Consider the following 11615-nt stretch of genomic DNA (forward strand, 5'->3'; position numbering starts at 1 on the left):
AGCTACGCTCCGGCTCGTGGACGCATCCGTGGTGGGGATCCGGCTGGCCTCGGGGGTCGTGACCCCCCTCGTGAAGAAGCTCTTCCGCGGGGAGGGCGCGGGCGCCGGTCTGGTGGACCGGCCCGTACGGATCTCCTCGTACGTCTCCCTGCGCGAGCAGCGCACCCTCTCCCGGGACGACCTGCGCCGGCTCGCCGACAAGCTCGTCGCGGAGGCCTTACGGGCCCCCGGCGAGCCGCCGCTGCCGCCGGGCGAGGAGACGGGCGTCGCGGCCGCCCTGGCCGTCACCCTGCACTCCCTCGGGGACCTCGCCCTGGAGGACGCCCAGGCGGTCGAGATGGGCCCGCGCGCCTTCGCCGCCGCCCTGCGCGGGGCGGCGCCGCCGACGGGCCTGGGCCGGGACGCCGAGCTCTTCCACGACGAGCTGCTGGTCACCACCTGCCTGCACATCCTGCAGTTCTTCACGACCCGCTCCACCTACATCCCGGCGGCCCTGGTCCAGAGCGCCCACCGCCAGGCCGAGACGATCGCCAAGATCGACGCCCTGCTCGCCCGCATCCCCCGCCAGGACGGCCGGGACGCGGAGTTCGAGCGCACGTACCTGGCCTATCTGGCCACCCGGCACAACACCCTGACGATCTTCGGCCTCGACCTGGCGCCCGGCTCCGCGCGCTGGCCGCTGGACCTGGCCTACGTGAGCCTGGAGGCGACCCCCCGCCGCGCCGGCGGCGACGGCAGCGCCCCGATCCCGGCGCAGGACCCCGCTCACAGCCCCGCACCCGTCAGGACCGAGGACGTGCTGGCCTCCGAGCCGCGGGTCCTGCTCCGCGGCGAGGCCGGCTCCGGCAAGACCACCCTGATCCAGTGGCTGGCCGTCTCCACCGCCCGGGACGAGCCCGAGGGGGGCCTCGTCCCCTTCGTGCTCCCCCTGCGGAGCCTGAGCCGCTATGCGGAGCGGCTGCCCGCCCCCGAGGACTTCCTGGTCGCCACCGCGCTGAAGGGCCGCTCCCCCGAGGGCTGGGAGAGCCGCGTCATGGACGCGGGGCGGGGCCTGATCCTGGTGGACGGCATCGACGAGATCCCGGAGGACGAGCGGGGCCGCGCCCGCGACTGGCTCAGCGATCTGCTCACCGCCTACCCCGGCAACCGCTGGCTGGTCACCTCCCGCCCCTCGGCGGTCCGCCAGGACTGGCTGGCCACCGAGAAGTTCGCCGAGCTGACCCTCTCCCCCATGAACCGGGCCGACGTGGCCGGGTTCGTCACCCGCTGGCACCGGGCGGCCGAGGCCGGCGAGGAGCTCCGCGACCAGTTGCTGACTTCCCTGGCCACCAAACCGGAGCTGGCCCGGCTCGCCACCAACCCGCTGCTGTGCGGGCTGATCTGCGCCCTGCACCGCGAACGGCACGGCTTCCTGCCTTCAGGCCGCAAGGAGCTCTACACGGCCGCCCTGTCGATGCTGCTGCACCGCCGCGACCGCGAGCGGGACCTGCGCCTGCCGGAACTCGCCGAGGAGCCACAGCTCCAGCTCCTCCAGCGGCTCGCCTACTGGCTGATCCGCAACGGCCGTACGCAGATCTCCCGGAAGCGGGCCGAGGAGCTGATCGCCGCCGCGCTGCCCGCCGTACCGGCCGCCCAAGTGCTCGGTGAGGCACCGGCCGTACTGCGGCACTTCCTGGAGCGGACCGGACTCCTGCGCGCGCCCACGGAGGACACCCTGGAGTTCGTCCACCGCACCTTCCAGGACTTCCTCGGGGCCCGGGCCGGCCTGGACGAGGGCGGACTCGGCGAGCTGACCCGGCACGCGGACGACGACCAGTGGGAGGACGTCATCCGCATGGCGGTCGCCCAGGGCCGCCCCCACGACCGTGCCGCGATCATCGGCGACCTGCTGGTCCGCGACTCCGACCGGTCGGTCCTGCTCGCCCTCGCGTCACTGGAGTACGCGGCCGAGCTGGACCCCGGGCTGCGCCAGGACGTCCACAAGGCCGCCCTGCGGCTCATCCCCCCGAAGAACGAGGAAGCGGCGCGCGCGCTCGGGCGGATCGGGCCGCTGGTCCTGGAGCTGCTGCCGTCCGGCGGGAAGACGGTCCGCGTCTCCCACCTCTCGGTGATCGCGGCGGTGGAGACCGGAGCCGAGGCCGTCGGCTACCTCGCCGGCTACTGCCACCACCCGAGCGAACGGATCCGCGAGACGCTGACCCGGGTCTGGGAACGGTTCGACATGGAGCACTACGCGGCCGAAGTGCTCGCGCGCATGGTCCCGCCCCCCGGCGACCTCTCCATCACCCGGGATGCCGAGCTCACGGCGCTGACGGGCTTCACCGGCCCGCCCGGCCTGCACGTCCACCAGAGTGTGAGCCGTGACGCCCTGACCCGCTTCCTGGCCCGCCAGCCGGTGGCGGGACTCGGCCTGCTGAACTTCGCCGGCGGGACCGACGCCGAGTTCCTGCGCGGCCAGGCCTCGCTGCGGTGGCTCGACATCCGCGGATGGCCCGAACTGCGGGACCTGGGCGCGCTGCAGGGACTGCCCCTGGAAGTGGTGACCCTCGACCTCGGCAACGACGTCCCCCTCGGCCCGGCCCTCGCGTCCTGGCCGCGGCTGCGCGTGCTCACGCTGGGCCGGGGTCACGGGCCGTGGTCCTTCGCCGACTTCTCCCCCGAGGCCCGCCTCGAGATGGTCGACGTGGCCGACGCCGCCCCGGACCTGGCCGGCCTGGGACGGCACACGAGCCTGCGCAGTCTGTGGCTCGGCGACACGTGGCGCCCGCGCGGCGAGGCCGCGTGGGCGGAGCTCTCGGCGCTGGAGAACCTGGAGGAGATCGCCGTGCACACCGCGGCGCTGGCCGGCCTCGCCTCGTACGCGCACCTGCCCTCGCTGCGGACCATCATGATCCACGAGGACCAGGCGTCGAACTCGACCCTGCGGTCCCAGGTGGCCCACAGCTTCCCGCAGGCGGCGCTGAAGCCGGTGACGGAGGCCTTCCTCGACGCCTACGAGGCCTGACCGGCCGCCGCCCACGCCAAAGGGGCGGCCCCGGAACCTCTCGGTCCCGGAGCCGCCCCTTCGTACCGCTCGGAGCGGCTAGCGCTTACGCACCCTTGCTGAGGTCCGGGCCGGAGCCCGACGCCTCGATGGGGGGAAGGTCCGAGATCGGAGTCTTCTCCTCACCGCGGAAGGTGAACTTGGCTTCGTCGCCCTCACCCTCCTTGCCGACGACCACGATGTGACCGGGGCGCAGCTCGCCGAAGAGGATCTTCTCCGACAGGATGTCCTCGATCTCGCGCTGGATCGTGCGGCGCAGCGGGCGGGCACCCATGATCGGGTCGTAGCCCTTCTTGGCCAGCAGTGCCTTCGCTTCCGTGCTGAGCTCGATGCCCATGTCACGGTCCTTCAGGCGGTCATCGACCTTGGCGATCATCAGGTCGACGATCTGGACGATGTCTTCCTCGGTGAGCTGGTGGAAGACGACCGTGTCGTCGACACGGTTGAGGAACTCGGGCCGGAAGTGCTGCTTGAGCTCTTCGTTGACCTTCGCCTTCATCCGGTCGTATCCGGTCTTGGTGTCTCCCTGGGCCGCGAAGCCGAGGTTGAAGCCCTTCGAGATGTCCCGGGTACCCAGGTTGGTCGTCATGATGATGACCGTGTTCTTGAAGTCCACGACCCGGCCCTGGGAGTCGGTCAGGCGACCGTCCTCCAGGATCTGGAGAAGGGAATTGAAGATATCCGGGTGGGCCTTCTCGACCTCGTCGAAGAGGACGACGGAGAACGGCTTCCGGCGGACCTTCTCGGTCAGCTGGCCGCCCTCTTCGTAGCCCACGTAGCCGGGGGGCGAACCGAAGAGACGGGAAACCGTGTGCTTCTCGCTGAACTCCGACATGTCGAGGGAGATCAGCGCGTCCTCGTCGCCGAAGAGGAATTCGGCGAGCGTCTTGGAGAGCTCGGTCTTACCGACACCGGACGGGCCGGCGAAGATGAACGAGCCACCGGGACGCTTCGGGTCCTTCAGACCCGCACGGGTACGGCGGATCGCCTGGGAGAGCGCCTTGATGGCGTCCTTCTGGCCGATGACGCGACGGTGGAGCTCGTCCTCCATGCGCAGGAGTCGCGAGGACTCCTCCTCGGTCAGCTTGAACACCGGAATGCCGGTCGCGGTCGCCAGGACTTCGGCGATGAGCTCGCCGTCGACCTCGGCGACGACGTCCATGTCGCCGGCCTTCCATTCCTTCTCGCGCTTGGCCTTCGCCGCCAGCAGCTGCTTCTCCGAATCACGGAGGGAAGCCGCCTTCTCGAAGTCCTGGGAGTCGATGGCCGACTCCTTGTCGCGACGCACGTTCGCGATCTTCTCGTCGAACTCGCGGAGGTCCGGCGGCGCGGTCATCCGGCGGATGCGCATCCGGGAGCCGGCCTCGTCGATCAGGTCGATCGCCTTGTCCGGGAGGAAGCGGTCCGAGATGTACCGGTCGGCCAGGGTGGCCGCCTGCACGAGGGCCTCGTCCGTGATGGAGACGCGGTGGTGGGCCTCGTAGCGGTCGCGCAGGCCCTTGAGGATCTCGATGGTGTGCTGGAGGGAAGGCTCCGCCACCTGGATCGGCTGGAAGCGGCGCTCGAGAGCGGCGTCCTTCTCAAGGTGCTTGCGGTACTCGTCCAGCGTCGTGGCACCGATGGTCTGGAGCTCACCACGGGCCAGCATGGGCTTCAGGATGCTGGCGGCGTCGATCGCGCCCTCGGCGGCACCCGCACCCACGAGGGTGTGGAGCTCGTCGATGAACAGGATGATGTCGCCGCGGGTGCGGATCTCCTTGAGCACCTTCTTGAGGCGCTCTTCGAAGTCACCGCGGTAGCGGGAACCGGCGACCAGGGCACCCAGGTCAAGCGTGTAGAGGTGCTTGTCCTTGAGCGTCTCGGGAACCTCGCCCTTGACGATCGCCTGGGCCAGGCCCTCCACGACGGCGGTCTTGCCGACGCCGGGCTCGCCGATGAGGACCGGGTTGTTCTTGGTCCGGCGGGAGAGCACCTGCATGACCCGCTCGATCTCCTTCTCGCGCCCGATGACCGGGTCGAGCTTGGATTCGCGAGCTGCCTGCGTGAGGTTGCGGCCGAACTGGTCCAGGACGAGCGAGGTCGAGGGCGTGCCCTCGGCCGGGCCGCCGGCCGTGGCCGACTCCTTGCCTCCGCCGGAGTAGCCGGAGAGCAGCTGGATGACCTGCTGCCGGACTCGGTTGAGATCGGCGCCCAGCTTCACCAGGACCTGGGCGGCGACGCCCTCGCCCTCGCGAATGAGGCCGAGCAGGATGTGCTCGGTGCCGATGTAGTTGTGGCCGAGCTGGAGGGCCTCTCGGAGCGAAAGCTCCAGGACCTTCTTCGCCCGCGGGGTGAAGGGGATGTGGCCGGAAGGGGCCTGCTGCCCCTGTCCGATGATCTCCTCAACCTGCTGGCGAACAGCCTCGAGCGAAATCCCGAGGCTCTCCAAGGCCTTAGCGGCGACACCCTCACCCTCGTGGATCAAGCCCAGGAGGATGTGCTCGGTGCCGATGTAGTTGTGGTTGAGCATCCGGGCTTCTTCCTGAGCCAGGACGACAACCCGCCGCGCGCGGTCGGTGAACCTCTCGAACATCGTTTATCGCTCCTCAGAGCGGTCGGGCAGTTCGGGGTCGGTCCCCGCCCTGTCCTTCCGCATGCTAGTCCCGCGGGGCGGGACAGCTCATTCCAACTGCCGACATCCGTCCGCGGCTCACCCTCACGTCCGTGGGAAAACCCGGCTGTAAGTGCCGACAACTGCTCCAACCCGATGGTGCGAGACGATGTTCCCGCAGGCCAGGCAGATACCCGTCACACGTGTACGCCGATGGCGAACGGAAGCCGGTCTCGGACCCTGCAAATCAGCGTGTCGCCCCGATCCACTAGGAATGTCTTACCCGTAAGAGCGGACGGTTCACGCTGGTGGACGACTCTTCCCTCCGCTACGGGCGAACACGCTTCCGTCCTGAATGTGAGACTCCGGCCCCCCGGACGTTTACGTTCCGCATTGATACGAGTGCTCTGGGTCACATCGGGCGTACCCTCCCGCGTAACTCCGGAGCGTTTCCGCAGTTGCTCCGGGCATGGCCCTCACCGCGCCGCCCGTCACCGTCCCGCTCCCCCGCGTCCCGACCGGGTCTCCCGCGGCCCGTGCGACCGAGGGGGAGGAAGTCGCCGAAGCGCTCGCGTACTGGTACGAACGCGTGCTCGGCTGGCCCGTGGCCGGCGGTCCGCCCGCGCAGCTCGTCACCGGGGTGCGGTTCGACGTGCTGGAGCTGCCCGCCGATGCCGGCGCCGCGGTCCTGCGCGGCCCCTGCGGCGGCTCCACCGGTCCTGTGGCGCTCCTGGGGCGCAGGATGCGGTTCCTGGTGGCCCCGGGGAGCGCCGACGAGCTGGAGGGACTGCTCGACTGGCTGGAGTGGGGCGGCGTGGCCCTGGATCTCGCCGCCCTGGGTGCGGGTGGCCGGATCACCGCTCCGGCGCTTCCCGGACACCTGATGGGGTCCGGGGAAAGCCCTCGGGGGGCCGCCGTGTGGCTGCGGCCCCCCGAGCAGGGGTGTGAGGCACTGCTGCCCGCCCTGCCCGCTGCGGGGCAGGGCTCCGGGCCCGGTCGTGGCGGGGACGCCACCGGGCCCGGTCTCGTACGCCTGGTCGCGGCGGCGGCGACGGAATGCCACCGGGCGCGACTGCGTACGGCCTCCGCGCATCGCATCGGCACCGCGGACCCGACCGTGGGTCAGCGGTTCTCGTAAGCCTCGCGGATGTCCTGCGGAACGCGGCCGCGATCGTTGACGCTCATGCCCTGGGCCTTGGCCCACGCGCGGATCTCCGCCGTGTCCGGGTTGCCGGACGTCGCGGCCGCGCGGCCGCCCTTGGTACGGCCCGCCGCGGCACGGCCACCGGTACGGCGACCGCCCTTGGTGAACGGGTCGAGGAGGCCGCGGAGCTTTTCAGCGTTGGCGGTGGTGAGGTCGATCTCGTAGGTCTTGCCATCCAGAGCGAACGTCACCGTCTCGTCCGCCTCGCCGCCGTCGAGGTCGTCGACAAGAAGGACCTGAACCTTCTGTGCCACCGGGATTTCCTTTCATCGAAAAGCAGTACGCGGAAAGGAAACCGCTTTTGCCTGGAAAACACAAACCCCCCGTCACGGGTTCGGGTCCGCAACGGGTCGGGAAACGTGCGCGATTCGGACATAGGCCACGGAGCCGGGGGCTCCTGTGAAATCCCCGCAGTGATCGATCAGAGGTGCAGAAGCATCCGGCTGTTGCCCAAGGTGTTCGGCTTCACTCGTTCGAGACCGAGGAACTCCGCGACACCCTCGTCATAGGAACGCAGCAGCTCCATGTACACATCGGTCTCGACCGGGGTCTCGCCGATCTCGGTGAAGCCGTGCTTCGCGAAGAAGTCCACTTCGAAGGTCAGGCAGAAAACCCGGCTGACCCCTACCCTCCGGGCGGTCTCCAGCAACTTGTCGAGCACCAGATGTCCGACTCCAACGCCCTTCAAGTCGCGGTCGACGGCAAGAGTGCGGACTTCGGCCAGGTCTTCCCACATCACGTGGAGCGCACCGCAGCCGACGACCTGGCCATCGGAGTCGCGTTCGGCGACCCAGAACTCCTGGATGTCCTCATAAAGGACGACCGGCGCTTTGTCCAGCAGGATCCGCTGCTGAACGTACTGGTCGAGCAGGCGGCGCAGCGCGGGAACATCACCGGTGCGCGCTCGGCGGATCGTCACTGTTTTTGCATGTGCAGCGGAAAACTCAACCATGCCCGGACGTTATCGCCCCGGCACGGTGCCCGGCGCCGCGGAGTCGCCTTCGGCATCGGGCGGCGCGGCGGGGGAGGCGGCTTCCGGTTCCGGGGCGGCTTCGGGTTCCCGGACGGCTTCCGGTTCCGGGATGGCTTCGGGTTCCGGAGCGGCTTCGGGTTCCGCCGGCTGCACGATGCGTACGGCGTCCCTGAGTGCCTCGCGCTGTTCCGCCGACATCATGCCGAAGAAGGCCACGAGGGCGGCCGCGGGGTTGTCGCTCGTCGACCAGGCTTCGTTCATCAGTGCGGCCGAGTAAGCGGCCCGGGTGGAGACCGCCGTATATCGATAGGCGCGGCCTTCCGCCTCGCGGCGGACCCAGCCCTTCTGATGAAGATTGTCCATAACGGTCATGACCGTGGTGTACGCGATGGACCGTTCCTGCTGCAGGTCTTCCAGGACTTCGCGAACGGTGACCGGGCGGTTCCACTGCCACACCCGCGTCATGACTGCGTCTTCGAGTTCTCCCAAGGGGCGAGGCACAGCAGCACGATAGTGCGGGTTGTGGTGAATTGCGCGGCTATCCGGGCGGCAAGGCGCAACAAAATCCGGGGGCCGCCCAACGAAGAAGGGGCGTACGGCAGGGAAGCCGTACGCCCGTCCCCTGTCGAGGGGCCCGAGGAGGGGTCTACTTCTGGGGCTGGGCCTGCTGAGCGGCCTCGGCGCGGGCGAGCACGGCGTCGACGGCCGCGTCCTCCTTGGCCTTGTTGGCGCCGCCCTGGCTCTTCACGATCGTCACGACGAGCGCGACGAAGAACACGGCCATCACGAAGGGGGGCACGAGCGCGGAAACGTAGTCCATGCCCCCAGCCTAACTACCCGACCGCGCGACCGGCCTCCGGGGGCGTTGCCGGCTTGCGGCGGGGCGGGAAGACCTCGCCCGGGGTCGGGACGGGGCGCGACGGACGCTCGTCGGGGCGGGGCTCGGGCTTCGGGCGTCCCGGGTCGCCGTCCTTGTCGGTACCGCCCTTGTCGGCGCCGCGGGTGTCCGAGACGCGGGTGTCCGAGACGCGGGTGTCCGAGACGCGGGTGTCCGAGACGCGGGTGTCGGTGCCGCCCGCGAGGGTCAGCAGCCGGGTGCGCGGGGCGGGGGCCGTGGAGAGCCTGCGGCGTACGGAGCGCTCCGCGATGGTCTGGGCCCGCTCCAGCAGGGCGCCGGCAACCGGGTTGGCGCGCAGCGCCCGCAGGGCCGCCAGATCATCCGGTACGGGTTCGTAGCCGGCGGCCAGCGCGTCCTGCAGCAGCTCCAGGTAGCCGGAGAGGCTGCCGGGCAGGGCGGCTCTGTACCGCGCCAGGTCGGCGAGGAGGAACGCTCTGAGTCTCCCCGCCTCCTGGACCGCGTCGTCCACCGACGCCGCGAGGCGCAGGCAGTCCTGGACCTCGACGGCCGTCAGAGGGGCCGTCGAGGACTGAAGGGCGTGAGCGAGCGAGCGCCTGAGCACGTGAAGCTCATCGGCGCCGAACGCCATGCCGCCGCGGGATCCGTAGGGCGTGGGCATGGGCCGAAGATACGCGCTAATCGGACAAAATCCCTTGAGTGGACACGTTCAGGGCGCGTGTCGGCAGGGGGCTAGTCCGACTGCTTCACCACGCGCAGGAAATCGGTCCAGGCGGCCTGGGTGGTGGCGAGGACCAGGTGGGCCGGGTCCGCGCGGTCCGCCACGCGGACCAGGGTTCCGGGGGCGGCACTGACGTACACGCAGTTGTCCCCCTCGCCGCAGAACGAGGACTTCTGCCAGGCGGCACGAGCGGTCATGTCGTCTCCTCCGGTCACAGGCGCTGTGGCGCCGGGGACGGGCTCCCGGAACATCTCGTGGGGCACGTTATCCCCGCGGCGGCCGTGCTCCGGCCATTTCCGGGGAAATTGTCACGACGGGCGTCAGGGCGCGGTAAAGGGCGGGAGGCGGCGAGCAGACGGCCCCCGGCCTCCGAGGGGGAGGGCGGGGGCCGTCGGGCGGGCGGGCCGGGAGACCGGCCCCCGGTCCGCCCGGCGCGGTCAGCCGAAGGTGGGGGCGTTGCGCTCGTAGACCAGGCGGAGGCCGATCAGGGTGAGCCAGGGCTCGTGGTCGTCGATGGCCTCGGCCTCGCCGAGGACGATCGGGGCCAGGCCTCCCGTGGCGATGACCCGGACGTCGTCCGGGACGCCGTTCGGGCCGGCCAGCTCCTTGGCCATGCGGCCCACGATCCCGTCGACCTGGCCGGCGAACCCGTAGACCACGCCCGACTGCATCGCCTCGACCGTGGACTTGCCGATGACGTTGCGCGGGCGGGCCAGCTCGATCTTGCGGAGCTGGGCGCCCCGTACGCCGAGGGCCTCCATGGAGATCTCGATGCCCGGGGAGATGACCCCGCCGACGTACTCGCCCTTGGCGGAGACCGCGTCGAAGGTGGTCGCCGTACCGAAGTCGACGACGATCGCGGGGCCGCCGTAGAGCTCGGCGGCGGCGACCGCGTTGACGATGCGGTCCGCGCCGACCTCCTTCGGGTTGTCCATCAGGATCGGCACGCCCGTCTTGGTGCCGGGCTCCACGATCACCGCCGGCACGTCGCCGTAGTAGCGGCGGGTCACCTCTCGGAGCTCGTGCAGCACCGCCGGCACCGTCGAGCAGATCGCGATGCCGTGGATGCCGTCGCCCAGTTCGTTGCCGAGCATCGGGTGCATGCCCATCAGGCCCTGCATCAGCACGGCCATCTCGTCGGCCGTGCGGCGCGCGTCGGTCGAGACGCGCCAGTGCTCGACGATCTCGTCACCGTCGAACAGGCCAAGGACCGTATGGGAGTTGCCCACGTCGATGGTGAGGAGCATCGGTTACACCGCCTCGCGCAGATCGAGGCCGATGTCCAGGATCGGGGAGGAGTGGGTCAGCGCGCCGACCGCGAGGAAGTCGACGCCGGTCTCGGCGTAGGCGCGGGCCGTGTCGAGGGTGAGGCGGCCCGAGGACTCCAGGGTGGCGCGGCCGGCGACCAGCGCGACGGCCTTCGCGGTCTGCTCGACGGTGAAGTTGTCGAGCAGGATCAGGTCCGCCCCGGCCTCCAGGACCTCGCCGACCTGCTCCAGGGTGTCGACCTCGACCTCGATCGGGACCTCCGGGAAGGCCTCCCGCACGGCGGTGAAGGCCTGGACGACCCCGCCGGCCGCGACCACGTGGTTGTCCTTGACCAGCGCCGCGTCCGACAGCGACATGCGGTGGTTGACCCCGCCGCCGCAGCGCACCGCGTACTTCTCCAGGGAGCGCAGGCCCGGAGTGGTCTTGCGGGTGTCGCGGACCTTGGCGCCGGTGCCCTCCAGGACCTCGGCCCAGCGGCGGGTGGCCGTCGCCACGCCCGACAGGCGGCACACGATGTTGAGGGCGCTGCGCTCGGCGGTCAGCAGGTCCCGGGTGCGCGAGCGCACCGACAGGAGCACGTCGCCGGCCTTGACGCTGTCGCCGTCCTCCGCGTGCCGCTCGACCTCGAAGGCCTCGGTGCAGACCACCGAGAACACGGCCTCGGCGATGCGCAGGCCGGCCACGACGCCGTCCTCGCGGGCGACGAAGTCGGCGATCGCCTCGGCCTCTTCGGGGACGGTGGCGACGGTGGTGACGTCGACCCCGCCGTCGAGGTCCTCGGAGAGCGCCATGTGCGCGATGTCCTCGACCTCGATGGGGTCCAGGCCGGCTTCCTCCAGCAGTTCGGCGAGGGCCGGGTCGAGACCGGACTCCTCGGCTTCGCCGCAGGCGCAGTCGTCGCCGCAGCCGCCGCCTTCGCTCTGGCCCACGACGGGGAGCTCGGCGTGCTCGTGGTTGTG

General features: G+C 70.5%; 11 protein-coding genes. 2 read left to right on the forward strand and 9 right to left on the reverse strand.

From position 1 onward, the window contains the following. The first annotated feature begins 16 nt into the window (after positions 1–16). Positions 17–3004, forward strand: coding sequence for an NACHT domain-containing protein (locus tag ACFYYB_RS36735; protein WP_389441899.1), 2988 nt, complete (start codon positions 17–19; stop codon positions 3002–3004). Positions 3005–3089: 85 nt separating this feature from the next. Here the strand turns inward: ACFYYB_RS36735 and ACFYYB_RS36740 are convergent, their stop codons facing one another. Further along, positions 3090–5615 (reverse strand): ATP-dependent Clp protease ATP-binding subunit, encoded by a 2526-nt coding sequence (locus ACFYYB_RS36740; protein WP_389441902.1) that lies wholly within the window; start codon positions 5613–5615, stop codon positions 3090–3092. A gap of 487 nt (positions 5616–6102) precedes the next feature. Between ACFYYB_RS36740 and ACFYYB_RS36745 the strand changes: the two genes are divergently transcribed. Continuing rightward, positions 6103–6771, forward strand: a complete 669-nt coding sequence (locus ACFYYB_RS36745) for an SCO3374 family protein (protein WP_389441904.1) — start codon at positions 6103–6105, stop codon at positions 6769–6771. Here ACFYYB_RS36745 and ACFYYB_RS36750 read toward each other — a convergent pair. The 8 genes from ACFYYB_RS36750 to nadC all read right to left on the reverse strand — a co-directional run bounded on the left by ACFYYB_RS36750 (position 6756) and on the right by nadC (position 11585). Further along, complete coding sequence (locus ACFYYB_RS36750; RefSeq protein WP_327305279.1) at positions 6756–7091, reverse strand: Lsr2 family protein; 336 nt, start codon at positions 7089–7091, stop codon at positions 6756–6758. The genes ACFYYB_RS36745 and ACFYYB_RS36750 overlap by 16 nt on opposite strands. 167 nt (positions 7092–7258) lie before the next feature. Continuing rightward, on the reverse strand, positions 7259–7789 hold the full coding sequence (locus tag ACFYYB_RS36755; protein ID WP_389441908.1) for an amino-acid N-acetyltransferase: 531 nt from the start codon (positions 7787–7789) through the stop codon (positions 7259–7261). A 9-nt stretch (positions 7790–7798) separates the two neighbouring features. Then, positions 7799–8311: a BlaI/MecI/CopY family transcriptional regulator gene (locus ACFYYB_RS36760; RefSeq protein WP_389441911.1), complete on the reverse strand. Its 513-nt coding sequence runs from the start codon at positions 8309–8311 to the stop codon at positions 7799–7801. A 145-nt stretch (positions 8312–8456) separates the two neighbouring features. After that, positions 8457–8630 (reverse strand): hypothetical protein, encoded by a 174-nt coding sequence (locus ACFYYB_RS36765; protein WP_389441913.1) that lies wholly within the window; start codon positions 8628–8630, stop codon positions 8457–8459. Between the two features lie 13 nt (positions 8631–8643). Next, the gene (locus tag ACFYYB_RS36770) at positions 8644–9327 is read right to left on the reverse strand and encodes a hypothetical protein (RefSeq protein WP_389441915.1); all 684 of its coding nucleotides are present in this window, start codon (positions 9325–9327) and stop codon (positions 8644–8646) included. Positions 9328–9398: 71 nt separating this feature from the next. Further along, entirely contained in the window at positions 9399–9584 is a 186-nt protein-coding gene (locus ACFYYB_RS36775; RefSeq protein ID WP_389441917.1) for a DUF397 domain-containing protein, read from the reverse strand. 240 nt (positions 9585–9824) lie between these two features. Then, on the reverse strand, positions 9825–10634 hold the full coding sequence (locus tag ACFYYB_RS36780; RefSeq protein ID WP_327305286.1) for a type III pantothenate kinase: 810 nt from the start codon (positions 10632–10634) through the stop codon (positions 9825–9827). A 3-nt stretch (positions 10635–10637) separates the two neighbouring features. Then, positions 10638–11585 (reverse strand): carboxylating nicotinate-nucleotide diphosphorylase, encoded by a 948-nt coding sequence (gene nadC, locus ACFYYB_RS36785; RefSeq protein ID WP_389442338.1) that lies wholly within the window; start codon positions 11583–11585, stop codon positions 10638–10640. Between the last annotated feature and the right edge of the window lie 30 nt (positions 11586–11615).

The sequence above is a fragment of the Streptomyces sp. NPDC002886 genome, assembly GCF_042888445.1.
Classification (GTDB): Bacteria; Actinomycetota; Actinomycetes; order Streptomycetales; family Streptomycetaceae; genus Streptomyces.

Bases quoted from the DNA above. Each gene is read 5' to 3' on its own strand.
- ACFYYB_RS36780 (WP_327305286.1), bottom strand. From the start codon at position 10,634: ATGCTCCTCACCATCGACGTGGGCAACTCCCATACGGTCCTTGGCCTG.
- ACFYYB_RS36740 (WP_389441902.1), bottom strand. From the start codon at position 5,615: ATGTTCGAGAGGTTCACCGACCGCGCGCGGCGGGTTGTCGTCCTGGCT.
- ACFYYB_RS36745 (WP_389441904.1), top strand. From the start codon at position 6,103: ATGGCCCTCACCGCGCCGCCCGTCACCGTCCCGCTCCCCCGCGTCCCG.
- ACFYYB_RS36765 (WP_389441913.1), bottom strand. From the start codon at position 8,630: ATGGACTACGTTTCCGCGCTCGTGCCCCCCTTCGTGATGGCCGTGTTC.
- ACFYYB_RS36755 (WP_389441908.1), bottom strand. From the start codon at position 7,789: ATGGTTGAGTTTTCCGCTGCACATGCAAAAACAGTGACGATCCGCCGA.
- ACFYYB_RS36770 (WP_389441915.1), bottom strand. From the start codon at position 9,327: ATGCCCACGCCCTACGGATCCCGCGGCGGCATGGCGTTCGGCGCCGAT.
- ACFYYB_RS36775 (WP_389441917.1), bottom strand. From the start codon at position 9,584: ATGACCGCTCGTGCCGCCTGGCAGAAGTCCTCGTTCTGCGGCGAGGGG.